We start from the raw sequence: 25,960 nt of genomic DNA, 5'->3' as shown, positions 1-25,960 counted from the left end.
GCAGCGTCAGAGGGCCTGCGCGACAGTAAGAAGTGCTTCGGTGTCGGCACCGATGTCATCGGTGCGGCCGGACCGCTGCGTAGCGGGGAGCCGGAACAGCAGGGCGGTGGCCGGCGGTGCGTCACCATCGCCGAGGACGATATCGATGCGCGAGAGGGTCTGCTTCGACGAGAATGCATCGAGCCACAGCGTCGAAAGACGAGGCAGGACGTGCTGCTCGATGAAGCCGATCAGCACGCGGGCGCCGGTTTCCTGCACGAGGCATCGCCCGACGATGTAATCGACGACGGCTTCGTCGTAGGTCAGTGCAATCCGGTGAGCCTCGGCCATGCGGCGCACGACACGATCCAGATGCAGACGCACGATGCGTGCGAGCGACATGCTGGCGAGTGGCCGGTACGGCACGACGGTGACGCGGCCGAGAAACGCGGCCGGAAACACCTTGAGCAGTTCGGGCGTGAGCGCGTCGCGCAGTGCCTGCGCGTGCGGCGCGAGCGCGGGGTCGGCGCAGAGGCTCGCCGTCAGTTCGGAACCCACGTTGCTGGTGAGCAGAATCGTGGTGTTGCGGAAATCGATGAACCGGCCATCACCGTCTTCCATATAGCCCTTGTCGAACACCTGGAAGAACATTTCGTGAACGTCGCGATGCGCCTTTTCGATTTCGTCCAGGAGCACGACCGAGTATGGACGGCGGCGCACGGCTTCAGTCAGCACGCCGCCCTCGCCATACCCCACGTAGCCAGGCGGCGCGCCCTTCAGCCCCGAGACGGTATGGGCTTCCTGATACTCGCTCATGTTGACGGTAATCAGGTTCTGCTCGCCTCCATACAGCGCTTCGGCAAGGGCCAGCGCGGTCTCGGTCTTGCCGATGCCTGACGGACCGGCAAGCAGAAATACGCCCAGCGGCTTTTTCGGGTCCGAGAGAGCGGCGCGCGCCGTCTGCACTCGCTCGCCGATCTGATGCAGTGCATCGCGCTGGCCGATAACGCGCTCTTCGAGCGTCGCGGGCAGGGTGCGAACGGCCGCGACTTCGTCGCGAACCATGCGGCCGACCGGAATGCCGGTCCAGTCCGAAACGATTTCTGCGACGATGGCTTCATCGACCTCGGGGAACACATAGGGCGTGTCGCCACGCAGTTCGACCAGCCGTGCCTCGATGTCGCGCAATGCGCTGGCAGACCCCTGATCGCCGGAGATGGCCGCCTCGCGCGCAACGGCCAGTGCCTGCACGGCGTCGAGCTGCGCGCGCCATTGCCCTTCGACGGCGGTCATCTCACGGGTGAGCGTTTCGATGCGCTGGTTCGCCGAGGAAATGGCCTGCTCCGCATCCAGACCGATAAGCGCCTCCTGCTGGAGCAGATCGCGCTCGACACCGGCCGCGCGCAGGCGCCCGGAAAGATTCTGGAGTTCGCGCGGCGGTGCGTGCTGCGAAAGCGCCACGCGCGCGCAGGCCGTGTCGAGCAGGCTGATCGCCTTGTCGGGCAACTGCCGGGAGGGGATGTAGCGATGTGAAAGGGTCACTGCGGCGCGGATTGCTTCGTCGAGCACAATGACGCCGTGATGCCGGGCGAACGTTTGCGCGAGCCCGCGCACCATGTCGATTGCCGCCGGTTCCTCCGGCTGCGGCACCTGCAACACCTGGAAGCGGCGCGTCAGCGCCGGATCCTTCTCGATGTGCCGCTTGTACTCCGTCCACGTGGTTGCACCGATCGCGCGGATCGTGCCGCGGGCAAGCGCCGGCTTGAGCAGGTTGGCTGCATCGCCCGTTCCCGCCGGACCGCCGGCGCCCACCAGCGTATGGATTTCGTCGACGAAGAGGATGACCGGCGCGGCCGATTTCGCAGCCGCTTCGAGCACCCCCTTAAGGCGCGCCTCGAACTCGCCCTTCATGCTGGCGCCGGCAAGGAGGGCGCCGATGTCGAGGGCCAGCAGCCGCACGTTGACCAGTTTGGGCGGCACTTCGCCAGCGGCGATCGCCAGTGCGAGCCCTTCAATGACGGCGGTTTTGCCGACACCGGCCTCACCGGTGAGCAGCGGGTTGTTCTGCCTGCGGCGCAGCAGCACGTCGATCATCGTCCGGATCTCGAGCTCGCGCCCCACCACGGGATCGATTTCGCCGGCTCGCGCGCGAGCGGTCAGGTCTGTGCAGTACTGTTCGAGTGTCGATCCGTTCGAAGCGCCTGGCATGGCCTGGGATGCCTCGCCCGGAAGAGCCGAAGCATAGTCGCTGTTGTCGTGTGCCGCTTCGCTCGACTCAGGCGAGCCGTCAATCCATGCCGGCAATACATCGGCCAGTCCTTCAACAGGAGCCTTTGCGAAGGCCGGTGAAATGGAAAGCAGGACGCGCCGCAGTTCGGGCGTTGTCACAAGGGCGATGAACAACCACGCGCTGCGTACTCGATGGTCGTTCATGCCCAGCGTTGCGATGACCCATGCCCGCTCGATGGCGGTGTCAATGTGGTGCGAGAAGTCGATGATGGAGCTTGCGCCTGCCGGCAACGTTGACAAGGCGCGCGCCATGTCGCGATCCAGGACGTCCCGCTCAATTGCGCAATGACGCAGCACGCGATGCAGGTCGGAGTCGGGTTGCTGCAGGATCTGATGCAGCCAGTGCACCAGTTCGACATGCGGATTGCCCCTCAGCTTGCAGTAGGTGGTTGCGGACTCTGCACTCCTAAAGAGTGTTGTGTCGAGCTTGCCGAACAGAGAATGACGGGAAATCGTCATGGGGATTTATTCCGGAATCGTCGTTTACTTTCTCAGTATTGACGTTCTCCGTTACCGCCAGAGAACGTATTCTGCTGTGCGTGATACCCAATGGGAAAAGGGGTGAATTACTACGGACATTCGTTGCTGACTATTTGCTGGCCGAACTTTAATGCGAGGGGCAGGGTGCCGTCAACTTTATATCCAGGTAGTTTGCTCGGGAGAATAATTGAGATATCAGAACGTTACGTTTAAATTGTGCGTCTTGGCGGAAAGCGAAATCGCATCAATCGGATGAATCCGAATTTTCAATGATTTTATGTATGGCTTGAAATCAAGTTAATTCTCGTCCAATGAAGATAGTAATTTCAATTCCACATTAAATTTTATCGGCAAGAAAAATGGATTTAGCGAGATATCAGTGGACGAAACACAGTTTTCTGTGTTCGGAATGCGCGTCTCCAGGCATATTCAGGTCACTGTCCCGCCAATCCGAAGAGGACCTGCATGGCCGTGGAGCAGTTCCCGGCCTCATTGGATCACGTTCGGTGGCGGAGCCGCGTGGCCTGTCCGGGTCGTGGGCGCGCGTTGACTCCGACGATCCGAGGTTCACGGAATATGACTTGCCTGAAGGTGCGGGCATAAGCCTGCGAGGGCCACGCGCCAGCCTGCGTAGGGCGGATCAGGGCAATCGCATCTCTTCAAGATCCAGCAACCTGACCATGTCACGCGCCACCTCGTCCGAAATTTCATGGTCGAGCGCGAGTTTGTAAATGGCGTCCCGAGACGCCTCGATCGCAGCCCGTCTCATCGTCAGTTCGACATTGCGCCGAACAGGTGTCCGGTCGTCGGTCGAAAGACCGGACGAATGGGCGAGCAGTTCATGCAGTCCCGCCAGCACCTGATCGACCGCATCCATGTACAGGCGAGCCTCCTGCGAAGCATCCTTCGCTTGCCGCTCGGCGAGCATCGATGAAACGCGGTTTGCGGCTGCGCGGTGAGCTGCCTGTCGGGCGACCTCGCGCTGCCTCTGGTGCGGTGACGATGACGACGGCTCAACACCGTTGAGCAACCGTGGCATGCCGAGTGTGGCGGCGACCAGGGAAATGATAATCACGGCAGCAGCAAGAAAAATGGCCAGGTCGCGCGAGGGAAACGCGCCGCCATTGGGCAGCATCAGCGGAAGTGTCATGACGCCGGCCAACGTCACCGCACCGCGCACTCCGCCCAGCGACAGCGCCACCATGATGCGTGGCGTGGCCCGCGCCTCGGGAGGCGGCGTGAATCCGCGTACGATCCGGGCCAGCCACACTGAACCGAAAATACAGGCGAAGCGCAAGACCGCCAGCATGAGCCAGACCAGAATCGCATAGGCAAGCAGCAACCCTGCGTCCTGGCTTCCGCTCCGCGTCACCAACCGGGCTGCTGCGTTGAAAATGCCCGGCAACTGTTCGCCGAGGAGCACGAACATGATTCCGTTGAGCGCGAATTGCAGCATGTCCCAAACGATCTGGCGCTGCGTGCGGGCAAATGCGCTGACACGTCCGGACAATTCCGCGCGGCTCATGGTCCAGCCAGCCGCCACGGCGGCCAGAATGCCCGAGGCGCCGATACGTTCGGCCAGAAGGTACGCGGCAAAGGGAATCAGCAGACTTAAGAGCACCTCCGAGCGCGGCTCCTCCCCGAAGCGTTTTGTGAAACCGTCGCGAATCAACGTGATGGCCGAGGTGACGATCGCACCGGACGCAAGGCCCGCACCGGCCACCCAGAGAAACGAGACAGCCGCCGACGAGAGAGAGAAAGCGCCGGTCATCGCGGCGGCGACGGCGATGCGGAATGCGACCAGCCCGCTCGCGTCGTTGAACAGCGCCTCGCCCTCCAGGATCGACGTGATACGTCGCGGAACGACCAGTCGGTGCGTGATGCCGGCCACCGCCACCGGATCGGTCGGCGAGATGACGGCAGCGAGTGCGAACGCGACGGCCAACGGCATCGACGGAATCATCCAGTGAATGGCGTAGCCGGCGCCGACCACGGTCATGATTACCAGTCCAACGGACAACTGGAAGATTCCCAGCTTGTCACGCCGCAGCAAGTCCTTGGGGATCCGCCATCCGTCCAGAAACAACAATGGCGGCAAGAACAACAGAAAAAAGACGTCGGGATCGAGCCTGACGCCGCCCTTGAAAACACCTGCTATCAGAAAGCCGAGGGAAATCTGGAGTAACGGAAGCGGAATCGTCCACGGCAGCGCGCGAACTATGGCGCCGCTCGTCAGCACGGCAACCAGCATGGCAATAGCAATACCGACGCTTTCCAAAATTCCCCCTTCAACCGTTCAATCAATATCGACGCGAGTCCGGCGCACCATTTCGTCGCGAACGGCGTGATGCGCCATGGAAACGAAAGGCCGCCCCATCGCCGCACGCCGCAGGAAAAGCCGCAAGCGCCTCCGGCCAATTAATATCACAGCCCACGGTGTCTCATAAATCCGGTCGTCCTTCGCGATGAACGATCAGCCGGCCGCCTTGGTGCAACGGAACCCGAAGAACGGATCGGGTAGCGCAAGGACGGCCAGGAAGATCGATCGCCTGTGCACGACGTTCTCGCGGCGTTGCGCCAACGGCGGATCGCGCTCAGGTTGGGGACGACTTGCCCGCTTGACCGGTATCGCGGGAAGCGGGTGCATCACGGTGATCGAGCGCGGGGAATGCGAACTGGACGTTCGCGCCCTGTCGGGCGCCCACGAGCACTACGCGGGTCTGTCTTGTTCCTGCCGCATACGCGGCGATCTGGTACCTGCCGGCCGGCAGCGACACATAAAGGAATGGTCCAAGCGTGCGCGTTTTGAGGACCGACGCTCCGGAAGGCCCGACGATCTCGACATCCACATCCGAAAGGAATTGCCCGTCCTGCATGACGAACGTCAGCCGCAGACTGTACTGAGCGGCGACGCCGCGCAGCGCAGCGGCTTCGTCGCTGCCTACGCCGCCGGTGATGTAGGCGACACCGTTCTGGACGGTCCGCGTCGCGGCGGCGACGGTTCCCGCGTCGACGGTCTGCGCCGCGCGAATGCTGGCGCCGGGACCCATCGCAACTACCAGGGCGATGGTGAGCGCAAAGCCATGCGCAAGTTTCATGGGTTTCTCCTCATATGCGTGGCCGGTTTTGCCATTCCGACAGCATCCTGCGCCCAGCGGCGCTGCTTCTGATGCAAATCAAGCCATGCCGCCGCCTCGAAGATGTTTGTCTCTTGATACAAATCAACCGTGTGATGCAGCGCAATCCGATGATGGTTGCAGGTAAGCCAATGCGGCGAGGATGGCCGCGTGTCAGGAGGCAGAGCATGTACGAAAAGATTCTGGTTGCGGTCGACGGCAGCGAGACCTCGAAGCAGGCGCTCGCCGAGGCGGTGCGCATGGCGAAGATGACGGGGGGCCAGCTCTGCGTGGCGCACGTGATCGACGTCGTGGCGCCGTTGGGTATGGGGCTCACCTACGTTCCGGCGGAACTGCTCGCGTCGTATCGCGACGAGGCCAAGGCGCAGCTCGAGGCGGCGCGCTCCGAGGCGAAGGCGGCGGGCGTGAAGTGCGAGACGCAGCTGCTGGAACTGAGTACCGTCACGCAAGGCGTTGCGGACTGTCTGCAAGACTGCGCATCGCGTTTCGGGGCGCAGCTCGTGGTGCTCGGCACGCATGGCCGGCGCGGCGTCAGGCGTGCCTTCCTCGGTAGCGTGGCGGAGGCGTTCGCGCGTAATGCGGAGTGCCCGGTGTTGCTCGTGCGCGGCGTGCCCGCCTGAATCCGGCGGTGCGACGCAACGGCTTGCGCGCGTCGGCGCGTCTGCGTCTGATCAAAAGAAAGTTGAGCCTGCCCGCGCGTCCACGCGCTTTGCCACGACCGCCCGGAGCGCAATAACTTCTGATGCAGGTCAATTGCGCGAAGAGCACCCCCATTAGATTCGAGGAATGCGGCCTGTTGTGCGACGCCGCGCGTTGCGGATCTGGTGATGGCACCCGATCGATCAGGAGATTGTAATGAAAGACATTCCTCAGAACGTGCCGCTTGCGTCGGTATCCATGTTGAGCATGGGCACGCGCTTGATGCAGCTTGGCCTCGACGAGTTCCAGTCCGCGCTCGGGTTGCAGATAAAGTGCATCGATCGCGACCGTGTCGCGGTACAACGCGCCTGTCATGCGCTTCTCGAAGCGCGCGCCTACGATCCGGCGGCGTTCCTGCAGACGTGGCAAACCTTGGTGCGCGATTATTTCGCGGCCAGCGCGGCGTTGTGCGAGCAAAGTCAGGATCTGGCCACGCGAAGCCAGGCGGCCTTCGGTGCCTTGCTTCGCGAGGCGGCTCTCGATTTCGAAAAGGCCTGCACGCAGGTGCAGGCGCGGGCTCAGGCTGCATACCCGGCGGGCGCCGTCCCGCAGGCGGCCGACTGGATGACGTACCTTGGCCAGTTCGTGGGCGGGCGCCCGGACGGCGAGGCGATGCCCCAAAGCCGTTCGGTACCCGCCAGCGCATGATCGTCAGGAACCCGATGCGGTTTATGACGCCCGCGCGCATGGTCATCGAAGAAGTCGTGCTGGCGTGACGCCGCAGCGAAGCGCCGTGTCCATCGACCACGCCCCGAACGACCGCCCGGCTTCGGCCCCGCGCACCGTCGGTCACGTGCGCGCGTTGCGCGGCGCGGTTCTGGACGTCGTGATCGAGCACGGGCCGCTGCCTCCCGTCGAAGACGCATTGTCGATCGTTCGCGACGACGGCTCGCGTCTCACCGCGGAGGTCGAGGCACATCTCGGCGCCACGGTGCTGCGGGCGCTGGCCTTGCAGTCGACCGCCGGATTGCGGCGCGGCGCCCGCGTCGAGGCATACGGCGGCCCGCTCGAGGTGCCGGTGGGCGACGCGGTGCTCGGCCGGCTGCTCGACGTGAGCGGCACGGCGCGTGACGGCGGAGCGCCGCTGGACGCCGGCGCCCCGCGCCGCCCCATTCATCGCGCGGCGCCGCCGCTCGCGGCGTTGCGCGGCTCCACCGAGATCTTCACGACCGGCATCAAGGCAATCGATCTGCTCGCGCCGCTCGCGCAGGGCGGCAAGGCCGCCATGTTCGGCGGCGCCGGCGTCGGCAAGACCGTGCTCGTGATGGAGCTGATTCATGCGACGGTCGAGCGCTACCAGGGCATTTCGGTTTTCGCGGGGGTGGGCGAGCGTTCGCGCGAGGGGCACGAAATGCTCTCGGACATGCGCGGCTCGGACGTCCTCGCACGCACGGTGCTCGTGTACGGCCAGATGAACGAGCCGCCGGGCGCGCGCTGGCGCGTGCCGCTCACCGCGCTCACGATCGCCGAGTACTTTCGCGACGAAAAGCACCAAAACGTGCTGCTGATGATCGACAACGTATTTCGCTTCGTGCAGGCGGGCGCGGAAGTCTCGGCGTCGCTCGGGCGCATGCCGTCGCGGGTCGGCTATCAGCCGACGCTCGCGAGCGAAGTGGCCGCGCTGCAGGAGCGCATCGTCTCGGTGGGCGACGCGGCCGTGACGGCGGTCGAGGCCGTCTACGTGCCCGCCGACGATTTCACCGATCCCGCCGTGACGACCATCGCGGCGCACGTGGACAGCATGGTCGTGCTCTCGCGCGGCATGGCGGCCGAGGGCATGTATCCGGCCATCGACCCGATCGCTTCGTCGTCGGTGCTGCTCGATCCGCTCGTGGTGGGCGCGGAGCACGCGGCGGTGGCGATCGAAGTGCGCCGGCTGATCGAGCATCACCGTGAACTGCAGGACGTGATCGCGCTGCTCGGCGTCGAGGAGCTGGGCGCCGAGGACCGCCTGCTCGTGGCGCGCGCGCGCCGCCTGCAGCGCTTTCTCACGCAGCCGTTCGCGGTGACGGAAGCGTTCTCGGGACAGCCGGGCCGCTCGGTCTCGATCGCCGACACACTGGCGGGCTGCAAGGCGATACTCGCCGGCGAGTGCGACGATTGGCAGGAGCAGTCGCTCTTCATGGTCGGCACGCTCGACGAAGCGCGCGAGAAAGAGCGCGCCTCGGCAACCGCGGCCGTGCCGGCCGCACTCGCTTAGGAGCACACGAATGGCTGCCACGCCGCTCGACCTGACGATCGCCACGCCGCTCGACATGGTGGTGAATCACGAGGCCGCCGGCTCGCTGCGCGCCGAGGACGAGAGCGGTTCGTTCGGCATTCGGCCCGGTCACGCGGACTTCATCACGATGCTTGCGCCTTCTGTGGTGCGCTGGGTCGCGCCGGACGGCACGCGGCGCTATTGCGCCGTGGACGGCGGCGTCATGACCGTGTCCGGCGGACGGACGGTGGCCGTCGCCTGCCGCGAGGCGATCGTCGGCGATTCGCTCGAGCGGCTCGAGCGCGAAGTCGCCCGCGTGCGCGCGGCCCAGCTCGACGCCGAACGGCGCGTGCGTGTCGAAACCGTGCGTCTGCATGCGCAGGCGGTGCGGCAGATGCTGCGCTATCTGCGCCATCCCGTCATGCCGGACGGCGACGAGGAGATTCCGGCGGCGCAGGAGCGCGGGCGATGAGCGATCCGTCTCGGGAGTCCGATCACGTGGCGCGGGCCGCGCGCGACGCCGCAGCGCGCGAGGCGCGCGGCCGCGCACAGCCCGAGCCGTCGCTCGGCAGCCGGCTCGGGCAGATCGGCATTCTCGGCTGGACCATCGTGCTGCCCACGCTGGCGGGCCTCGCGCTCGGCCATCTGCTCGACCGGGCGTTCGGTACGCGCGTGTTCTTTTCGGCGCCGATGCTCATGCTCGGCGCCGCGGCGGGCCTCTGGTTCGCGTGGAAATGGATGCATCGACAGGAACGGAGTCATGAGGATGACTGATCTTTGGCTTTTGCGGACGTGCGCAACAGGGCTTGCCGCCGGCATGGCGGCCGGAGCCGCTCACTTCGCCGCGCTGCGCTGGAACGCCCGGTATTTCGCGGCGGGGCGGTTGGCGGTCGCGCTCGGCGCGCAGACCGTGCGCTGCGTGCTGACCGCGCTGCTGTTGTTCGCGCTCGCGCGAGCCGGCAGCCCGGCGCTGCTCGCCGGCATGGCCGGGCTGCTGATCGCGCGCCATGCCACGCTGCGAATCGCGGTGCGGACACAATGAAAGCGTCCCCGCTCGCCACCACGCCGCTCTGGCACCTCGGCCCGCTCTCGATCACGGCGCCGGTCGTGGTCACATGGGTCATCATGGCCTGCATGGCCGCCGCTGCGGTACTGCTTACGCGGCGGCTCGCGCTCGCGCCCTCGAAGACGCAGACCGTGCTGGAGCTGCTCGTCACGACACTCGACGCCCAGATCCGCGACACCATCGAAGGCGACCCCGCCCCGTACCGCGCGCTGATCGGCACGCTCTTCGTGTTCGTGCTGACGGCGAACTGGTCGTCGCTGCTGCCGGGCGTGGAACCGCCGACCGCGCATATCGAGACCGACGCGGCGCTCGCGCTGATCGTGCTCGCCGCAACGGTCTTTCACGGTCTGCGCACGCGCGGGCTGCGCGGCTACCTCGCGACTTTCGCCGAGCCGACGTGGGTGATGATCCCGCTGAACGTCGTCGAGCAGCTCACGCGCACTTTTTCGCTCGTCGTGCGTCTGTTCGGCAATGTCATGAGCGGCGTGTTCGTGGTCGGCATCGTGCTCTCGCTCGCGGGGCTGCTCGTGCCGATTCCGCTGATGGCGCTCGATCTTCTCACCGGGGCCGTGCAGGCCTATATCTTTGCGGTGCTGGCGATGGTGTTCGTCGGCGCCGCAGCGGGCGGCGCGCGCTCGGGCGCCGGCCATCGCGCACAGGGACAGTCATGAATCTCATCGAAATCGTCAGCATCGCGGCCGCCGCGCTCGCGGTGTCGTTCGGCGCCATCGGCCCCGCGCTCGCCGAAGGCCGCGCCGTCGCCGCCGCGATGGACGCCATCGCGCGCCAGCCCGATTCCGCGGGCACCGTCTCGCGCACGCTGTTCGTCGGCCTCGCGATGATCGAAACGATGGCGATCTACTGCCTCGTCATCGCGCTCCTGCTGCTGTTCGCCAATCCGTTCGTCAAGTAGGCAGGCGGCGCCATGCACATCGACTGGTCGACGCTGGCGCTGCAGACGGTCAACGCCCTCGTGCTGGTCTGGTTGCTCGCGCGCTTCCTGTTCCGGCCCGTGGCGGATATCGTCGCGGCGCGTCAGAAAGCAGCGCAGGCGCTGCTCGGCGATGCCGAGGCGAGCCGCCGCGCGGCGCAGGCCGAGCAGGACGCCGCGCGCGGCGAAACCGCGCGGCTCGCGGCCTCGCGCGAGGCGGCGCTACGGGACGCCGAAGCGGACGCGCAGGCGCACAAGGCCGCGCTGCTCGCGCACGCGCGGGCCGAAGCCGCGCAATTGCGCGCGCAAGCCGAAAGCGAGATCGCCCGCGAGCGCGCCGAGCAGGCGCGCGCCATCGAGGACGACGCCGTGCGTCTCGCCGTCGAGATCGCGGGACGTCTTCTCGACCGCATGCCGCCGGAGGCGCGCGTGCAGGGCTTTATCCGCGGCGCGGCCGAGGCGCTGGCAACGCTGCCGCCCGAAACGCGCGCCGGGTTCGGCGCGCACGGCGAGCCGCTTGCGGTCGCCGCGCCGCGCGCGCTGAGCGCCGCCGAACAGCAGGCCTGCGAGGCGGCGTTCGACGCGGCGCTCGGGCGCAACGTCACGCTGCAGGTGCGCACCGATCCCACGCTGATCGCCGGGCTCGAACTCACGGGGGCGCACGCGGCGGTGCGCAACCATCTGCGTCACGATCTCGACGCCATACGCGAGACGCTACTGGAGCATGGCGGTGTGCGCAGCTGAGTCCGATATGCAGCCATGGCTTTCGCGAGCGCAAGAAACGCTCGCGCGCGTGCGCCTCGCCGCCGACGCCCAGACCAACGGCAATGTGGAGCGCGTGGCCGACGGCGTGGCCCGCATTTCGGGGCTGGCCGACGTCGCGCTCGACGAAACGGTGCGCTTCGCGAGCGGCGCGACCGGCTACGTGCGTACGCTCGACGCCGATCTCGCGAACGTCGTGCTGCTGGACGGCGCGGAGGGCGTGGAGGCCGGCGAGCGCGTGGAGCGCACGGGCGCCGTGCTCCAGGTGCCCGTGGGCGAGGGGCTGCTCGGGCGCGTGATCGATCCGCTCGGCCGGCCGCTCGACGGCGGCGAGCCGCCCGCCGCCGAGGCGTGGTTGCCGGTGGAGCGCCCCGCGCCCGCCATCGTCGAGCGGGCCGCCGTGAGCGAGCCGCTCGAAACCGGCGTGCTGATCGTCGACGCGCTGTTCGCGATCGGGCGCGGCCAGCGCGAGCTCATCATCGGCGACCGGGCGACGGGCAAGACCTCGCTCGCCGTGGACGCGATCGTCAACCAGCGCACGAGCGACGTGGTCTGCGTGTACGTCGCGGTGGGCCAACGCGCCACGGCGGTGCAGCGCGTGATCGACGCCGTGCGCACGCGCGGCGCGCCGCAGCGGTGCGTATTCGTGGTGGCGCCTGCGTCGGCTTCGCCGGGCATGCAATGGATCGCGCCGTTCGCGGGCTTCTCGGTCGCCGAGTATTTTCGCGACCGTGGCCGGCACGCGCTCGTCGTGATCGACGATCTTTCGAAGCACGCGGCCACGCACCGCGAGCTGGCGCTGCTCACCGGCGAGCCGCCGGGCCGCGAGGCGTATCCCGGCGACATCTTCTACCTGCACGCACGGCTGCTCGAGCGAGCGGCGCGGCTGAGCCCGGAACTCGGAGGCGGCTCGCTCACCGCGCTGCCGATCGCGGAGACCGACGCCGGCAATCTCGCCGCCTACATCCCGACCAACCTGATCTCGATCACCGACGGCCAGCTCGTGATGGACGCGGCGCTGTTCGCGTCGAACCAGCGGCCCGCCGTCAACGTGGGCTTGAGCGTGAGCCGCGTGGGCGGCAAGGCGCAGGCGGGCGCGCTGCGCCAGGTCGCGGGGCGGTTGAGGATCGACTACGCGCAGTTCCTCGAACTGGAGATGTTCGCGCGCTTCGGCGGCCTCACAGATGCGCGCGTGAGTGCGCAGATCGCGCGCGGCGAGCGCATTCGCGCCTTGTTCGCGCAGCCGCGCTTCAGCCCGCTCGGCACCGCCGGGCAAATCGCGCTGCTCGGCGCGCTCGCCGACGGCGAGTTCGACGCGCTGCCCGCCCATGCCGTTGCGCAGATCCGCGAGCGGTTCGCCCAAATCGACGCGCAGGCGCTGCCCGACGATTCGCACGGCGACCTGCCGCAACGCGTTGCCGCGCTGCGCGAGCGGGTGCGCGAGTGCATCGCGGCGGTCGCGCCCGGCACGGCGGACGCCGGGAGCCACGGGCCCGCAAAGGGAACGGCATGAGCGGAAAGCTCAGCGAGATCGAAGCGCGTATCGCCGCGACCCATCAGCTCGAAGCCGTGGTCGGGGCGATGCGAGGGATTGCCGCGGCGCGCTCGCGCGACGCGCACGCGCGGCTCGCCGGCATCCGGGCGTGCGCAACGGCCGCCGGCGCCGCGATTGGCGACATCCTTGCGTTCGGCCCCTCGAGCGCTTCGACAAGCGCGGCGGACGCGCACGACGGCGCCGAGGTGTGCATCGTCATCGGCGCGGAGCAGGGTTTCGTGGGCGGCCTCAACGACCGTATCGCGGACGAGGCGCTGCGTCTCGGTCGCGCCCGCGCCGGCCATTGGCTGCTGGTCGGCGGTCGGCTCGCGGGCGCTTGCGCCGAGCGCGGCGTGGCCGACGCATGGTCCGCGCCGATGGCCGCGCATCCGGCAGGCGTTCCCCATCTCGCCGCCCGCGTGACCGATGCGCTCTACGCGAGGCTTGTCGACGGCGGGCGCGTGACGCGCGTCACGGTCACCCACGCGCTGCCCGGCGAGTCGCGGCTGCGCATTGTGCGGCGCACGCTCATTCCATTCGATTTCGCACGCTTTCACGTGACGCCGCGCGCGCTGCCGCCGCTCGTCAACGTGGCCCCCGCGCGGCTGCTGGCGGAGCTCGTCGAGCTCTACGTCTTCATCGAGCTGTGCGAGGCGCTGATGCTTTCGTTCGCCGCCGAAAACGAAGCACGCGTGCGCGCGATGCTGGCCGCGCGCGCGAACGTGCAGGAGCGGCTGGCAGGCCTCTCGCAGCAGTATCGCGCGACGCGCCAGGACGAGATCACCTCGGAAATCGTCGAACTGACCACAGGACGCGAGGCGGCGCAGCGCGCGGGGGACTAGCTGTCCGCACGGGCAGCGCAAGGCTTGCATCGTTGATGTGTGTCAATCGGGTGGCTGCGGGCACGCGCACGATGATCCTGTCCGCGCAGCGGTTTTTCGGAAAGGAGCCAGCGTCATGCAAAAACATCTGATCGTCGTCGCGCATCCGGTGGAAGAGAGTTTCACCATGAGCGTGACGCGTGCCTACGTTGGGGAACTGGTGCGCATTGGCCATGACGTGCGCGTGCACGACCTCTACCGGATGGGTTTCGATCCCGTGCTCTCCGCGCAGGAACTGACCGAGGGAAGCGACGCGCGCGTTCGCATGGCCGACGTGTTGATCGCGCAGAAAGACGTGCTCGCGGCCGATGTCGTGACGGTCGTCTATCCGCTCTGGTGGATGGCGATGCCCGCGATGATGAAGGGCTACATCGACCGCGTGTTCAGCCGCGGATTCGCGTACGACACGCAGCCGGGCGGCGTGCACGGCTTGCTGTCGGGACGCCGCGCCGTGGTGGTGACCGTCTCGGCGGCGCCGTTGGCCTCCTTCGTCGCCGACGGCCGGTGGCAGGCGATGCAGTTGCTGCAGGATACGCACGTGTTCCGCGCCTCCGGTTTCGATCTGGTCGGGCACCTGCATTTCGACGAAGTCGGTCCGGCCATGCCTGCGGACACCGCCTTCGCCAATCTAGCCCGGGTGCGCGAGTTCGTTCGCGGGCATTTCGCTTCGGTGCCGGCGGCATGAATCTCGGGGGTGCCGGACGGATCCGCGGCGGGGCGCTTTTGCATGTTCCCGGCAGGACGTCAATCAGGAGTGGATTGCGATGAAATCCGATATCGAATTGAAACATGACGTAGAAACCGAGCTCGCGTGCGACCGGTCGATTCAACCCGCGACTGTCGGCGTGGAGGTATCGAACGGCGTGGTGACGCTCTCGGGCCATCCGGCGAGCTATCCGGCGAAGCTCGCCGCGCAGAAGGCGGCGGCCCGGGTGGCGGGCGTACGCGCAATCGTCGTGGAGATGGAGGTGCGTCTGCCACGAGACGATGAGCGCAGCGACGAAGCGATCGCGAACACGGCGCGCTCGATCCTCGAGTGGACCGTCGGCGTCAACAATCAGGACGTGCAGGTGGAGGTCGAGAACGGCTACGTCACGTTGCTCGGCGAGTGCGAGTGGGGCTACCAGAGCCACGCCGCCCGGCGCGCGATCGCGCATTTGCGCGGGGTGACGGGCGTGAACGACAAGATCCGCATCCGCGGCCAAACCTCGGCCGAGGACATTGCTCGCGGGATTCGCGCCGCGATCGCGCGGCACGGTGAGCGCGAGGCGAGGCACATCGAAATCAGGATCGACGACGGCACGGTCACCCTGACCGGCAACGTTGCCTCGCACGCCGAGCGGCGGCTCGTCTACGGCGCGGCGAAATCGACGCCGGGCGTGCATGCGATCGTCAATCTTCTGAGCGTCGAATGAGACGCGTCGCGGCGCGCCTCAAAGACTTCCAAGGCGCCCGCGACGCACAGAATCCATGACTCGAACGATTGCAGCCGGTTGCCCGGCTGCCTGCGTCATCGGGCCAGATCGGGATAAAGCCGCGCACACACGGCAACGAGCACCACAAGGGTGGTCGCCAGCACGGCGGCGTCGAGCGCAAGCCCCGGGCTCGCGGCGCTCGCGAAGCCCGGCAGCAGCAACCGCCGCAACGCATCCACCTGATACGTGAGCGGGTTCGCTGCGGCCACGAGCTGCAGCGCGCGCGGCATCAGCGAGGTCGGATAAATCGCATTGCTCGCGAAAAAGAGCGGCATGGTGAGGACCTGGCCTACGCCCATGAAACGCTCGCGCGTCTTCACGATGCAGGCGATGATCAGCGAAAAGCTCGAAAAGACGGCCGCCCCCAGCACCACGAAGAACGCGACGCCTGCAACCGAAAGCAGGTCGATGCGCAGATGCACGCCGAGCGCGAGCGCGAGCAGCATGACGACCGCAGCCTGCACGAGCGCGCGCACGCCGCCGCCCAGTGACTTGCCCAGCACGAGCGCCGAGCGCGGCGTGGGGCTCACGAGCAGTTTGTGGACGATGCCGAGATCGCGCTCCCAGATAACAGAAATGCCGTTGAAGATGGCGATGAACAGCACGCTTTGCGCGAGGATGCCGGGGGTGAGGAAGTCGAGATAAGGCGCGCCGCCAGTGTCGATCACGCGGCCCCGGCTCATTACCTGCCCGAACACGAGGAGCCACAGGACGGGCTGTACGGCGCGCGTCGCGAGCTCGGTTGGGTCGTGGCGCAGCTTGCGCACTTCCATCGCGCCGATCGCCAGGGTTTTCGCCACGAACGAGACCAGCGGCGCGCGGCGCGGGCCGCCCATGCCGGCCTGCACGGCGTCAGCCGAGGCGTTGACTGGTTCTGCGGGTCTGGGAGACTTCATCGTAAGCTCCGGCGAGGGGGGCCTCGTCGCGTGTGTAGTGTTCGAACACGTCCTCGAAGCTCGCACCCGGACCGATCGCCGCGCGCAGCGCGGCAGGCGTACCGATGGCGGCCACGCGCCCGCGGCTCATGATGGCGACGCGCTGGCACAAATGCTCGGCTTCTTCGAGGTAATGCGTGGTGAGCAGCACCGCGGCGTCAAAGCGCGACTGCAGCCGCTCGACCTGCTCCCAGACCGACTGGCGCGCGACGGGATCGAGCCCGACCGTGGGTTCGTCGAGAAACAGCACGCGCGGACGGTGCAGCGTGGACTGCGCGATTTCGAGCCGGCGGATCATGCCGCCCGAGTAGGTTTTCACGAGCCGGTGCGCGGCGTCCTTCAGCCCCATGAAAGCGAGGGCACGGCCGATGCGCTCGGCGCGTTCCGCGCGCGGAATGTCGTAGAGCTGGGCGAAGACGAGCAGGTTCTCGTAGCCGGTGAGATCGCCATCGGCGGAAAGGGCTTGCGGAACATAGCCGATCATTTGCCGCACGCGGGCGGATTCGCGCACGACGTCGAAACCGCAGACGGTTGCGCTGCCGCCGCTCGGCGGCAACAAGGTCGTGAGCATCTTGATGACGGTCGATTTGCCGGCGCCGTTGCGGCCGAGCAACCCGAACGTTTCGCCGGCGTCGACGGTGAGCGTCAGCGAATCGACCGCCGTGACCTCGCCGAAGCGGCGGCAAAGCGCGTGTGTTTCGATGACGGAAGTGGACATGGCGGCCTGGCGCGTCGAGCGGTGAAAGACGGGGGTGTTTGCATGTTGGCAGCCGCCCCTGCGCGCCGGTTGATCTGGCTCAACGATGTGCCGGCACCGGCACCGGCCGCGCCGCCCGTGCGCCTCGCGAGACGGACGCCTCACCCTGACGCGACGCCTGACCTGCGCGGCTGCACGTACGCTTGCTGGCGGAACGCTTCGGCGCGTGTGAACGTTGCCTGCAGCGCCGGATGCACCTCGCCGCGCCAGCGGTCGCCGGTAAACAGCCCGTAATGATCGCAGCCGTCGACATCGAGGTGCTGCCGCGCGGCCGCCGCTATGCCACTGCACATTTCCAGCGCCGCGTGCGTCTGTCCGGCGCCCGTGACGGCATCGCGCGTGCCCTCGACGGTCAGCAGCGCGACGTCTCGCAGCGCCGCCGGCTCGACGAGCTTGCCGTTCACGCGCCACGTGCGGTTTGCCAGCGAGACGCGCTGGAACACGATATCGACGGTGTCGAGAAAGTACTCGGCCGGCATGTCGAGCAGCGCCGTGTACTCGAGCACTGCGCGCCGCGCCTCGGCGAGCGCGCCGCAATCGCCGCGCGAGCTTGCCTGTGCATAGCGCTCGACCAGCGACACGTAGCGATGGGGATAGACGATCGCGATCTCGGCTTGCTGCAGCCACGTCGGGAAGACGTGCCGGCCGCGCCCGGCGAATCCGGCCGGCACGACGTCGATCAGATGGCGCTCGCACCAGTCGAGCGAATGCGACGCGGCCGCGAGGCCGAGCGTGCCCGGATTGATGCGCGCGTCGAGCGGGCCGCCGATCAGCGTGATGCTCGCGGGCGGTGCGCATCCGCGTTGCGCGCGCAGCGCCAGCGCGCCGAGCGCGGGAAAGGTCGACTGACAGACAGCGACAACGTGCAACGGCCTTTTGCGACGTGTGCCGCGTGCATCGCGTTTGTCGCGCACGAGGCTGTCGATGAAACCGTCGAGCATCGCCACGTATTCGGCAAGGCCGAAGCGGCCCGCGGCGAGGGACACGTCGCGCGCGTTGACCCAGTCGGTGATGTAGACGTCGCCGTCGGCGAGCAGCGCCTCGACGGTCTCCCGCATCATGACGGCCGCATGGCCCGCCAGCGGCGCGCACAGCAGCACGTCGCGCGCCGCGCCGGCGCGGGAAAAGCGTCGCAGGTTGCAGAACGGCATAGTCGCGACGATGTGCTCGTCGACGCCGCAAGGGCTTCCACCGTTCGCGATGCTGCCGATCGCGAACGACGGCGGCGCCGTGGCGAGGCCGAGAAGAGGCTCGAACAGATCCGCGTAGCAGGACGAGGCGGCGCGGACCAGCGCCGGCGCGGGCCACGCGTCGCACGCCTCGCGCGCGTACCGCGCCGCCTCGCGCCAGGCGCTCAGCCATTGGCGCTGCTGTTCGACAAGGGCATACCACATCATTGACCTCGATGATGGGCGCAACGGGGCCGCGCACGACGCGCGCCGCCATTCAGTGCGACATCAGGACCGGCAGTGTCATCGAAGAAAGAATCGAGCGCGTCGCGCCGCCCAGAATGAACTCTTGAAATCTCGCGTGGCCGTAAGCACCCGCGACCAGGAGGTCGTATCCGCCATCGGTCGCGTATTCGAGCAGCGTTTCGCCCGTCGACAAGGCTACGGGGTGGTCGAAGCGGGAAACGTCTACTGGGGTCGTAACGTGTCGCTCGAGCATGGTTGCAACCTCTGCGCACGATGCCGCCGACGAGCCGGGCGCGAAAGCCGAGGGGACAGCAGCGATAGTGACACGCGCCGCCCGCGCGATAAAGGGAATTGCGTCGTGCACCGCGCGGGCCGCCTCGCGGCCGCCATTCCAGCCGACCAGCACTCGTTCGCCGACCGACTCGAAACCACAGGTTTCCGGCACCAGCAGAACGGGCCCGCCGGCACCCAGCAGAACGGTTTCCAGAAAATTGTCGGCGACGAATGACTCCGGGTCTTTCGGCCTGGGTTGTCCGAGAATGATCAGGTCGGCGGTGCGACTGCGCTGCAGGACGGCGGCGACGGCGTAACCTTCCGGTGCGACCCACGTGCCGGGCGCCCCCGCGCGAGACAGTTCGGCGCGGAACAGCCGTTCAGCCTCGTCACGCTTTTGCGCGAGAAATTTGCGATGCGCGTCGTAATGCTCGGCTGCGCCCGTCATGGCGTAGAAGCCGACTGGATGCGGATCGAACATGGCGAACACGCCGTCCAGGTGGGCGTCGAACTTGCGGGCGAGCTTGAGCGCGAACGAGAGCCGCGTATGGGCGCCCGCACTCGTGTCCAGGTGGACCATGACGGTCTTGTAGGTCATGGGATATCTCCGGCGACTGCGGTCGGCGCCGGGAAGAGGGCGGTGCGATGACCGCGCGCCGATTCCGCAGTCGATGAGCCAGAAGGCTAGGGCGGGCCGTCAGTCGCATATTGACGTAGGTCAAGCGGTTCACGCCCTCAGCATGACGCCGGGGCGATGCGCACTGCCCGTGACCCTGCTTGATCCAAATCATGACCAGGTCCGGCCAGGGTGAGAGGCTGTGCGTGTCTCCCGGTCCGGCGCTCCAGACGTGACTTGCAGGCAAATCCGGTCTGGCGCGCAAACGCGAAATCAGGACCGGCCGGGTTTTGCATCATGACGGGTACGGCAAATGAGTATCGGCTGGCACAACGCAGGACTCGGTGGCGTCGATCCGCATGACGGAGCCGCCGCCTCGCATGCATGGGCTCGCGCCCGCTGGGTCTTGCTGGCGGGGTACCTGATCGCAATCCCCGCCTTCTATCTCGAGTTGCTCGCGACATCGAGCCTGATGCTCCTGATCGCGAGGGCGCTCTATGGCGCCATGGCCGTCGCCTGCATGGGCGCCGTTGCGCGAACCGCCTGGTCGAGCCGCAAACCCGCGCGGTTTCTGGACCGCAATGCGTTCGATGTGGCGATCGCCTGCGGCGCGCTCGTCAGCGTGATCGGCGGCGCGAACCCGTGGTCTTCGCTCGAATGGGTGCTCAGGCTCGCGTTCATGGGAATGATCGCACTGCGCATCGTCGTCGCGCTGCGCGTCTATTTCGAGCCTAACCGGCTCGCGCTGCTGCCGCTCGCGGGCCTGACCGTTCTGCTGCTCGGCGGCGCCGGGTTTTACGTGCTGGAGCCGCGCGTGCACAGCTACGCCGAGGGGCTGTGGCTCGCCTTCGAAAGCAGCGCCACGGTCGGCTATGGCGACATCGCGCCAACGACGCCCGCATCGCGCGTTTTTGCCGTGTTCGTCGTGCTGCTCGGCTACGGCCTGCTCTCGCTGGCATTCGCCGGGATCGCGGCGTGGTTCATCGGCAAGGAAGAGCGGCGGCTCAGGCGCGAGATGCATCGGGACATCAAGACGCTGCACGCGGAAATCGTCTCGCTGCATCGCGAGCTCGAAGGGCTGCGCGATGCGCTCGCGCCGAGGCGAGGCAAGTCGCAGGGCGGAGGCGGCACGGCACGGCAACTGGGGACGCGTTGAACGCGAGGCCATCGCCTTGCGGCACCGGGAGCCTGGATGCAGGAGAAGACGCCGTGCGTGCCGACTTCCGATCCAGCCGCGCGGGCAAGGCGCCTCCGGCTGTCCCGGTCGAACAAGCAGGCCCCCGCCGTGCTTGACTCAGATCAATGGCGACCCCGTACCGCCAACGCACAGTGATGCGGTTGACACCGCCGCCGGGCCATCCCGCGCACGGACGGCGTATCGAATGAAGAGCGCGTCCATCATGACCGATACCGCCGTTAGTTCTGCCGTTAGTTCTGCCGTTAGTTCCGCCGTTAGCGATGCCGCAACCTTGCATGCGAGCCATGCGCATCATGGCGTGCCCGCGCGCGCCGCGGCGCGCGCGCGGTCGCACGGCTCGCCAGCCGATCAGTGGAACCTGGCGGCCCGCGCGAGCGTGGCCGCGGCGACATTCGGCCTTTCCCCGCTGGCGCTCGCGCTGGCCACGATCGACTGGGGCGGCAATCTCGCGATCTCGCCCGGCAAATGCCTCGAGCTTGCGACGCAGGCATGGCTTGCTGCGAGTTCGTTCATGGCCGGATCGTCCCGTGCCGGCGACAACGCGGATGAAGGCGGGACGACGGTGTACGCCGGCAATGCCGATCCCCGTTTTGCCGTCGATGCGTGGTCCAACTGGCCCTTTTGCGCGTACCGCGACGCGTTTCTGGCGGTCCAGCACTGGTGGCGCGATGCCACCCGCGGCGTTCCGGGCGTCGAGCGGCATCACGAGGAGCTGGTCGGGTTCGCGGCGCGTCAGTGGCTCGATGCCTGTTCGCCCGGCAATTTCATCGCGACCAATCCGGTCGTGCTGCAGGCCACGTGGAGCAGCGGCGGCACCAACCTCCTGGCGGGCATGCGCAACTGGCTGGACGACGCGAAGACCATCGGCGACGCCATGCGCGGCGCGCGCCAGCGCGTGGCGCAGCCCTGGGTGCCGGGGCGCGACGTTGCAGTGACGCCGGGCAGGGTCGTGTGGCGCAACGCGCTGTGCGAGCTGCTGCAGTACGCGCCCATGACGCCCGACGTCGCGCGCGAGCCGATCCTGATCGTGCCGTCGTGGATCATGAAGTACTACATCCTGGATCTGCAGCCGCACGATTCGCTGATCCGCTTCCTCGTCGAACAGGGCTATACGGTGTTCGCGATCTCATGGCGCAACCCGGGCCCCGAAGCGCGCGATCTCGGCCTCGACGACTACTTGCGCGACGGCTTCTTCGCGCCGCTCGAAGCCGTGCGCGCGCGCTGCGGGGAGGCGGTTCACGCGGTCGGATATTGCCTCGGCGGGACCTTGCTCTCGATCGGTGCGGCGACGCTGGCGCGCGACGGCCAGCACGACGCGCTGCGCTCCATCACGCTGCTGGCCGCGCTGACCGATTTCAGCGAACCCGGCGAGCTCGGCTTGTTCATCGACGCGAGCGAACTCGCCGCGCTCGATGCGCTGATGTGGCGGCAGGGCTACCTCGACGGTGCGCAGATGTCGGCGGCGTTCCAGTTGCTCAATGCGCGCGACCTGATCTGGTCGCGCATGATGAGCGAGTATCTGCTTGGCCGCCGCACGAAGCCGAACGACCTGATGTCGTGGAACGCCGACACGACCCGCATGCCGTACCGTATGCACGCCGAGTACCTGACACAGCTCTTTCTCGACAACGATCTCGCGGCAGGCCGCTATTGCGTGGACGGCCGGCCCATCGCGCTCTCGGACATCGAGGCGCCGATGTTCGTCGTCGGGACCGAGCGCGATCACGTTTCGCCGTGGCGCTCGGTCTACAAGCTGCATCTGCTCACGCACAACGCACTCACGTTCGTGCTCACGGCGGGCGGCCACAACGCCGGCATCGTGTCCGAGCCCGGCCATCGAGGGCGCTACTTCCGATGCGCGACGCGCGAGCCCGGCGCGCCGTACCGCAGCCGCCACGAGTACGTGAGCGGCACGCCCGCGACCGACGGGTCGTGGTGGACCTGCTGGCGCGACTGGCTGCGCGAGCGCTCGACGGACAAGGTGCCCGCGCGCGTGCCGGAAGCGGGGTTCGGACCGGCGCCCGGCGAATATGTGCTCGAAACGTGAACGCGCGGGCGGCGCGCAGCCCGCGCGATGGATCGAGGCCGAGCGCCGCCAGCTGAACGGAGGAGCGTCGTGGAGCACCACGCCGAAGTATTGAGAGGACTGCGGTGGTACCCGCGCATGCCGGGCTGGCGCGACGTGGCGGCCGTGGTTCTGGTGCTCGGCGCGATCGTGTTGCTGGGCCACGGCGCGCGCCAGATGACGGGCCCGCTGGCGGGCGGCCACGGACCGGCCATCTCGCTCTCGCCCGCGGCGCTGCCCGGCTATACGCTGCGCACCGTGCTGCGCATGCTGATCGCGCTCGTCGCCTCGTTCGTCTTCACCTTCACGTATGCCACGCTCGCCGCGAGGAGCCGCCGGGCCGAGCGCATCCTCATCCCGCTGCTCGACGTACTGCAGTCGGTGCCGATACTCGGCTATCTGTCGTTCACCGTGGTGTTCTTCATGTCGCGTTTCCCGGGCGACGTGCTCGGCGCCGAACTGGCCTCGATCTTCGCGATCTTCACGAGCCAGGCGTGGAACATGGCGTTCAGCTTCTATCAGGCGCTGCGCACCGTGCCCGCCGATCTCGACGAGGCGAGCCGCAGCTTTCGCCTTTCGGGCTGGCAGCGTTTCTGGCGGCTCGAAGTGCCGTTCGCCATGCCGGGGCTCGTCTGGAACGCGATGATGTCCATGTCGGGCGGCTGGTTCTTCGTGGTGGCTTCGGAGGCCATCTCGGTGGGCGACGTGCAGGTGGCGCTGCCCGGCGTCGGGTCGTGGGTGGCGCAGGCGATCATGAAGCGCGATCTGGCGGCAGTGGGCTGGGCGATACTCGCCATGAGCATGGCGATCGTGCTCTATGACCAGTTGCTGTTTCGTCCGCTGGTGGCCTGGGCCGACCGCTTTCGTTGTGGCGACGCAGCGGTTCAGGCCTGCCCGCGCAGCTGGCTGCTCGATCTGTTCCAGCGTTCGCCGTGGATTCAGCATGCGTGCCGTCCGGCCGGCGCGGCGCTCGCTCGCGCCGCGCGTCTGCGGCTGTCGCCCGGCGCGCATTGGCGCGGTTTCGTATGGGCAAACCGTTCGTTCTCGCGGCGCGCGGGCGACAGGCTCTGGTTCGCGCTGTGCGCCGTGGCCGTGGCCGGTGCGGGCGCGGCCGTGCTGCGCTTCGCCGCGCCGGCTCTCGCATGGACCGACGTGGCGGACGCGTCGCGCAACGGCCTGCTCACCCTGCTGCGGGTCACGGTGCTGGTTGTGCTCGCCTCGGCGATCTGGGTGCCGGTCGGCGTGGCGGTGGGGCTGCGCCCGCGGCTCGCCGCCTGGGTCCAGCCGGTCGCGCAATTTCTGGCTGCGTTTCCCGCCAATCTGCTGTTTCCCGTCGTCGCGTTCTGCATCGTGCGCTTCGGGCTCGCCCCGGACGTCTGGTTGTGCCCGCTGATGATCCTCGGCGCGCAGTGGTACATCCTCTTCAATGTGATCGCGGGCGCCATGGCCTTGCCGGGCGATTTGCGCGAGGCCGCGACGAGCCTGCGGCTGCGACGGCGCGCGCGGTGGCTGGAGGTGCTGCTGCCCGGCATCTTTCCCTACTACGTGACGGGCGCGATCACGGCGAGCGGCGGCGCATGGAACGCGAGCATCGTGGCCGAAACCGTCAACTGGGGGACGACCCGCCTGAGCGCGGGCGGCCTTGGCGCATACATCGCGCAGATGACCGCAAGGGGAGACTACCCGCGCATCGCGCTCGGCATCGCCGTCATGTCGCTCATGGTCGTTACCGCCAACCGGCTGATATGGCGGCCCCTTTATGTATTCGCCGAACGCCGTACCCGGCTTGCCTGAACGCCTTGTCATGGAACGCGCACCAATGCCCGGTTTCGCCCGCCCCGCAACGACACGCGACGACACGCCCCATGCGGGCCCCGCTGCGCCGGTGCTCGAACTCGACCATGTCGGCATGTCGTTCGCGCGGCCCTCCGGCGATCCGCTGCCGGTGCTCGTCGATATCGACGTGACGTTGCGCGAGGGCGAAATCCTCGGCTTGCTGGGGCGTTCGGGCTCGGGCAAGTCGACGCTCCTGCGCGTGGCGGCCGGGCTCGCGCTCCCCTCGGCGGGCCGCGCGCTGTATCGGGGGGCTCCGCTCGGGGGCCCTGCCGAAGGTATCGCCGTGGTGTTCCAGACCTTCGCGCTTTATCCGTGGCTGACCGTGCTCGCCAACGTCGAACTGGGGCTCGATGCATCGGGGCTCGGCGCCGACGCGGTGCGCGAGCGCGCGATGTCCGCTATCGAGATGATCGGGCTCGACGGCTTCGAATCCGCGTTTCCGCGCGAGCTTTCGGGCGGCATGCGCCAGCGCGTGGGGTTTGCGCGCGCGCTCGTGAGCGAGCCGAAACTGCTGCTCATGGACGAGCCGTTTTCGGCGCTCGACGTGCTCACCGCCGAAACGCTGCGCAGCGATTTTCTCGACCTCTGGACCCAGCGGCAAACGCCGATCGAGGCGGTGCTCATGGTCACGCACAACATCGAGGAGGCGGTGCTGATGTGCGACCGCGTTCACGTGCTGGGCGGCCATCCGGGGCATATCGTGGCGACCCTGAACGTGCCGCTGCCGCGCCCGCGCAACCGGCTCGATCCGGCGTTTCGCGCCATCGTCGACAAGCTTTATGGAATCCTGACTGCCCGGATCGCCGAATTCCCCGACGGCTCGGGCACGGTGCGCGGCGCGTTCGGGCTGCGCTTGCCGCACGTATTGAGCCATCGTCTCGTCGGCTTCATCGACGCGCTCGCGGCAGCCACGCACGACGGCCATGCGGAACTCGCGGCGATGGCCGCCGCGCTGATGCTCAAGCCCGACGAACTGTTCCCGGTGGCGGCGGCGTTGCATCTGCTGGGGTTCGCGGAGCTCGTGGACCGCACGATCAAGCTCACGGCGGCGGGGCGCCTGTTCGTCCGCGCAGGCGACAGCGAGCGCAAGCGGCTTTTTCGCGAACACGTGGTGCAGTTCGTGCCGCTCGTCGCCCACATTCGCGAGGTGCTCGACGAGCGGGAAGAGCACCGCGCGCCGCGCGCGCGATTCGAGCTCGAACTGGAGGACCACCTGCATCGGGCCGATGCCGAAACGACGCTGCGCACCGCGATCGACTGGGGCAGGTACGCCGGCCTGTTCAGCTACGACGACCACACGCGCACGTTCGGCGACTGAGTCCGCCGGCCGGGCGAGTGCTTGATCGGCGTCAATCGGACAACCTTGCGGCCGCTCATCATGAAATTGGCGCAATATCGTCACGGCCACGCCGGCCGTGGCTCCGACAATTCC

24 protein-coding genes are annotated in these 25,960 nt (G+C 67.6%); 17 read left to right on the top strand and 7 right to left on the bottom strand.

Annotated elements, in window-relative coordinates; genetic code table 11:
• Positions 1-6 precede the first annotated feature (6 nt).
• The 3 genes from tssH to BLU17_RS17385 all read right to left on the bottom strand — a co-directional run bounded on the left by tssH (position 7) and on the right by BLU17_RS17385 (position 5,846).
• Positions 7-2,727: a type VI secretion system ATPase TssH gene (gene tssH / locus BLU17_RS17395; RefSeq protein WP_091998737.1), complete on the bottom strand. Its 2,721-nt coding sequence runs from the start codon at positions 2,725-2,727 to the stop codon at positions 7-9.
• A 661-nt stretch (positions 2,728-3,388) separates the two neighbouring features.
• Positions 3,389-5,026 carry a Na+/H+ antiporter gene (locus tag BLU17_RS17390; protein ID WP_091998735.1) on the bottom strand — a complete coding sequence of 546 codons (1,638 nt, stop codon included), beginning with the start codon at positions 5,024-5,026 and terminating at the stop codon, positions 3,389-3,391.
• Between the two features lie 316 nt (positions 5,027-5,342).
• Complete coding sequence (locus tag BLU17_RS17385; protein ID WP_091998732.1) at positions 5,343-5,846, bottom strand: hypothetical protein; 504 nt, start codon at positions 5,844-5,846, stop codon at positions 5,343-5,345.
• Between the two features lie 206 nt (positions 5,847-6,052).
• On the opposite strand from BLU17_RS17385, the gene BLU17_RS17380 reads away from it, so the two are divergent.
• From BLU17_RS17380 to BLU17_RS17320, 13 genes are all read left to right on the top strand, one after another.
• Positions 6,053-6,505: a universal stress protein gene (locus tag BLU17_RS17380; RefSeq protein ID WP_091998729.1), complete on the top strand. Its 453-nt coding sequence runs from the start codon at positions 6,053-6,055 to the stop codon at positions 6,503-6,505.
• A gap of 235 nt (positions 6,506-6,740) precedes the next feature.
• The gene (locus BLU17_RS17375) at positions 6,741-7,232 is read left to right on the top strand and encodes a hypothetical protein (protein ID WP_091998726.1); all 492 of its coding nucleotides are present in this window, start codon (positions 6,741-6,743) and stop codon (positions 7,230-7,232) included.
• 85 nt (positions 7,233-7,317) lie between these two features.
• Entirely contained in the window at positions 7,318-8,784 is a 1,467-nt protein-coding gene (gene atpD / locus BLU17_RS17370; protein ID WP_245746904.1) for a F0F1 ATP synthase subunit beta, read from the top strand.
• Positions 8,785-8,794: 10 nt separating this feature from the next.
• The gene (locus BLU17_RS17365; protein ID WP_091998724.1) at positions 8,795-9,256 is read left to right on the top strand and encodes a F0F1 ATP synthase subunit epsilon; all 462 of its coding nucleotides are present in this window, start codon (positions 8,795-8,797) and stop codon (positions 9,254-9,256) included.
• Positions 9,253-9,558 carry an AtpZ/AtpI family protein gene (locus BLU17_RS34555; RefSeq protein WP_091998721.1) on the top strand — a complete coding sequence of 102 codons (306 nt, stop codon included), beginning with the start codon at positions 9,253-9,255 and terminating at the stop codon, positions 9,556-9,558. Before BLU17_RS17365 ends, BLU17_RS34555 begins: the two co-directional genes overlap by 4 nt.
• Positions 9,551-9,826, top strand: coding sequence for an N-ATPase subunit AtpR (locus tag BLU17_RS17355; RefSeq protein ID WP_245746903.1), 276 nt, complete (start codon positions 9,551-9,553; stop codon positions 9,824-9,826). The genes BLU17_RS34555 and BLU17_RS17355 overlap by 8 nt, the downstream gene beginning before the upstream one ends.
• Entirely contained in the window at positions 9,823-10,521 is a 699-nt protein-coding gene (locus tag BLU17_RS17350) for a F0F1 ATP synthase subunit A (protein WP_091998716.1), read from the top strand. The genes BLU17_RS17355 and BLU17_RS17350 overlap by 4 nt, the downstream gene beginning before the upstream one ends.
• Complete coding sequence (locus BLU17_RS17345; RefSeq protein ID WP_017774099.1) at positions 10,518-10,763, top strand: F0F1 ATP synthase subunit C; 246 nt, start codon at positions 10,518-10,520, stop codon at positions 10,761-10,763. The genes BLU17_RS17350 and BLU17_RS17345 overlap by 4 nt, the downstream gene beginning before the upstream one ends.
• Positions 10,764-10,775: 12 nt before the next feature.
• The gene (locus BLU17_RS17340; protein ID WP_091998713.1) at positions 10,776-11,525 is read left to right on the top strand and encodes a F0F1 ATP synthase subunit B family protein; all 750 of its coding nucleotides are present in this window, start codon (positions 10,776-10,778) and stop codon (positions 11,523-11,525) included.
• Between the two features lie 7 nt (positions 11,526-11,532).
• On the top strand, positions 11,533-13,056 hold the full coding sequence (locus BLU17_RS17335; protein WP_245746902.1) for a F0F1 ATP synthase subunit alpha: 1,524 nt from the start codon (positions 11,533-11,535) through the stop codon (positions 13,054-13,056).
• Complete coding sequence (locus tag BLU17_RS17330; RefSeq protein ID WP_091998708.1) at positions 13,053-13,919, top strand: F0F1 ATP synthase subunit gamma; 867 nt, start codon at positions 13,053-13,055, stop codon at positions 13,917-13,919. The genes BLU17_RS17335 and BLU17_RS17330 overlap by 4 nt, the downstream gene beginning before the upstream one ends.
• Positions 13,920-14,034: 115 nt before the next feature.
• Positions 14,035-14,643: an NAD(P)H-dependent oxidoreductase gene (locus BLU17_RS17325; RefSeq protein WP_091998705.1), complete on the top strand. Its 609-nt coding sequence runs from the start codon at positions 14,035-14,037 to the stop codon at positions 14,641-14,643.
• A gap of 79 nt (positions 14,644-14,722) precedes the next feature.
• Positions 14,723-15,373 carry a BON domain-containing protein gene (locus BLU17_RS17320; RefSeq protein WP_091998703.1) on the top strand — a complete coding sequence of 217 codons (651 nt, stop codon included), beginning with the start codon at positions 14,723-14,725 and terminating at the stop codon, positions 15,371-15,373.
• 95 nt (positions 15,374-15,468) lie between these two features.
• On the opposite strand, the gene BLU17_RS17315 is transcribed toward BLU17_RS17320, so the two are convergent.
• From BLU17_RS17315 to BLU17_RS17300, 4 genes are all read right to left on the bottom strand, one after another.
• Positions 15,469-16,329, bottom strand: coding sequence for an ABC transporter permease (locus BLU17_RS17315; protein ID WP_091998699.1), 861 nt, complete (start codon positions 16,327-16,329; stop codon positions 15,469-15,471).
• On the bottom strand, positions 16,286-17,086 hold the full coding sequence (locus BLU17_RS17310) for an ATP-binding cassette domain-containing protein (RefSeq protein ID WP_091998696.1): 801 nt from the start codon (positions 17,084-17,086) through the stop codon (positions 16,286-16,288). Before BLU17_RS17310 ends, BLU17_RS17315 begins: the two co-directional genes overlap by 44 nt.
• 140 nt (positions 17,087-17,226) lie before the next feature.
• Positions 17,227-18,519: a polyhydroxyalkanoate depolymerase gene (gene phaZ / locus BLU17_RS17305; RefSeq protein WP_091998693.1), complete on the bottom strand. Its 1,293-nt coding sequence runs from the start codon at positions 18,517-18,519 to the stop codon at positions 17,227-17,229.
• Between the two features lie 52 nt (positions 18,520-18,571).
• Positions 18,572-19,411 carry a universal stress protein gene (locus BLU17_RS17300; RefSeq protein WP_091998690.1) on the bottom strand — a complete coding sequence of 280 codons (840 nt, stop codon included), beginning with the start codon at positions 19,409-19,411 and terminating at the stop codon, positions 18,572-18,574.
• A 331-nt stretch (positions 19,412-19,742) separates the two neighbouring features.
• On the opposite strand from BLU17_RS17300, the gene BLU17_RS17295 reads away from it, so the two are divergent.
• The 4 genes from BLU17_RS17295 to BLU17_RS17280 all read left to right on the top strand — a co-directional run bounded on the left by BLU17_RS17295 (position 19,743) and on the right by BLU17_RS17280 (position 25,846).
• Entirely contained in the window at positions 19,743-20,585 is an 843-nt protein-coding gene (locus BLU17_RS17295; RefSeq protein WP_091998687.1) for a potassium channel family protein, read from the top strand.
• Between the two features lie 244 nt (positions 20,586-20,829).
• The gene (locus tag BLU17_RS17290; RefSeq protein WP_091998944.1) at positions 20,830-22,674 is read left to right on the top strand and encodes a PHA/PHB synthase family protein; all 1,845 of its coding nucleotides are present in this window, start codon (positions 20,830-20,832) and stop codon (positions 22,672-22,674) included.
• Between the two features lie 69 nt (positions 22,675-22,743).
• Positions 22,744-24,486 (top strand): ABC transporter permease, encoded by a 1,743-nt coding sequence (locus BLU17_RS17285; RefSeq protein ID WP_091998684.1) that lies wholly within the window; start codon positions 22,744-22,746, stop codon positions 24,484-24,486.
• A gap of 25 nt (positions 24,487-24,511) precedes the next feature.
• Positions 24,512-25,846, top strand: coding sequence for an ABC transporter ATP-binding protein (locus BLU17_RS17280; RefSeq protein WP_245746901.1), 1,335 nt, complete (start codon positions 24,512-24,514; stop codon positions 25,844-25,846).
• Positions 25,847-25,960: the final 114 nt, after the last annotated feature.

The sequence above is a fragment of the Paraburkholderia lycopersici genome (assembly GCF_900096975.1).
Lineage (GTDB): Bacteria > Pseudomonadota > Gammaproteobacteria > Burkholderiales > Burkholderiaceae > Paraburkholderia > Paraburkholderia lycopersici.
This window is presented reverse-complemented; position numbering and strand designations above follow the sequence as displayed.

Coding starts and splice junctions, on each gene's coding strand:
- BLU17_RS17315 (WP_091998699.1), bottom strand. CDS start 16,329: ATGAAGTCTCCCAGACCCGCAGAACCAGTCAACGCCTCGGCTGACGCC.
- BLU17_RS17385 (WP_091998732.1), bottom strand. CDS start 5,846: ATGAAACTTGCGCATGGCTTTGCGCTCACCATCGCCCTGGTAGTTGCG.
- BLU17_RS17280 (WP_245746901.1), top strand. CDS start 24,512: ATGCCCGGTTTCGCCCGCCCCGCAACGACACGCGACGACACGCCCCAT.
- BLU17_RS17295 (WP_091998687.1), top strand. CDS start 19,743: ATGAGTATCGGCTGGCACAACGCAGGACTCGGTGGCGTCGATCCGCAT.
- BLU17_RS17365 (WP_091998724.1), top strand. CDS start 8,795: ATGGCTGCCACGCCGCTCGACCTGACGATCGCCACGCCGCTCGACATG.
- BLU17_RS17350 (WP_091998716.1), top strand. CDS start 9,823: ATGAAAGCGTCCCCGCTCGCCACCACGCCGCTCTGGCACCTCGGCCCG.
- BLU17_RS17290 (WP_091998944.1), top strand. CDS start 20,830: ATGACCGATACCGCCGTTAGTTCTGCCGTTAGTTCTGCCGTTAGTTCC.
- BLU17_RS17345 (WP_017774099.1), top strand. CDS start 10,518: ATGAATCTCATCGAAATCGTCAGCATCGCGGCCGCCGCGCTCGCGGTG.
- BLU17_RS17335 (WP_245746902.1), top strand. CDS start 11,533: ATGCAGCCATGGCTTTCGCGAGCGCAAGAAACGCTCGCGCGCGTGCGC.
- BLU17_RS17325 (WP_091998705.1), top strand. CDS start 14,035: ATGCAAAAACATCTGATCGTCGTCGCGCATCCGGTGGAAGAGAGTTTC.
- phaZ (WP_091998693.1), bottom strand. CDS start 18,519: ATGTGGTATGCCCTTGTCGAACAGCAGCGCCAATGGCTGAGCGCCTGG.
- BLU17_RS17320 (WP_091998703.1), top strand. CDS start 14,723: ATGAAATCCGATATCGAATTGAAACATGACGTAGAAACCGAGCTCGCG.
- BLU17_RS34555 (WP_091998721.1), top strand. CDS start 9,253: ATGAGCGATCCGTCTCGGGAGTCCGATCACGTGGCGCGGGCCGCGCGC.
- BLU17_RS17380 (WP_091998729.1), top strand. CDS start 6,053: ATGTACGAAAAGATTCTGGTTGCGGTCGACGGCAGCGAGACCTCGAAG.
- tssH (WP_091998737.1), bottom strand. CDS start 2,727: ATGACGATTTCCCGTCATTCTCTGTTCGGCAAGCTCGACACAACACTC.
- BLU17_RS17330 (WP_091998708.1), top strand. CDS start 13,053: ATGAGCGGAAAGCTCAGCGAGATCGAAGCGCGTATCGCCGCGACCCAT.
- BLU17_RS17340 (WP_091998713.1), top strand. CDS start 10,776: ATGCACATCGACTGGTCGACGCTGGCGCTGCAGACGGTCAACGCCCTC.
- BLU17_RS17300 (WP_091998690.1), bottom strand. CDS start 19,411: ATGACCTACAAGACCGTCATGGTCCACCTGGACACGAGTGCGGGCGCC.
- BLU17_RS17355 (WP_245746903.1), top strand. CDS start 9,551: ATGACTGATCTTTGGCTTTTGCGGACGTGCGCAACAGGGCTTGCCGCC.
- BLU17_RS17310 (WP_091998696.1), bottom strand. CDS start 17,086: ATGTCCACTTCCGTCATCGAAACACACGCGCTTTGCCGCCGCTTCGGC.
- BLU17_RS17375 (WP_091998726.1), top strand. CDS start 6,741: ATGAAAGACATTCCTCAGAACGTGCCGCTTGCGTCGGTATCCATGTTG.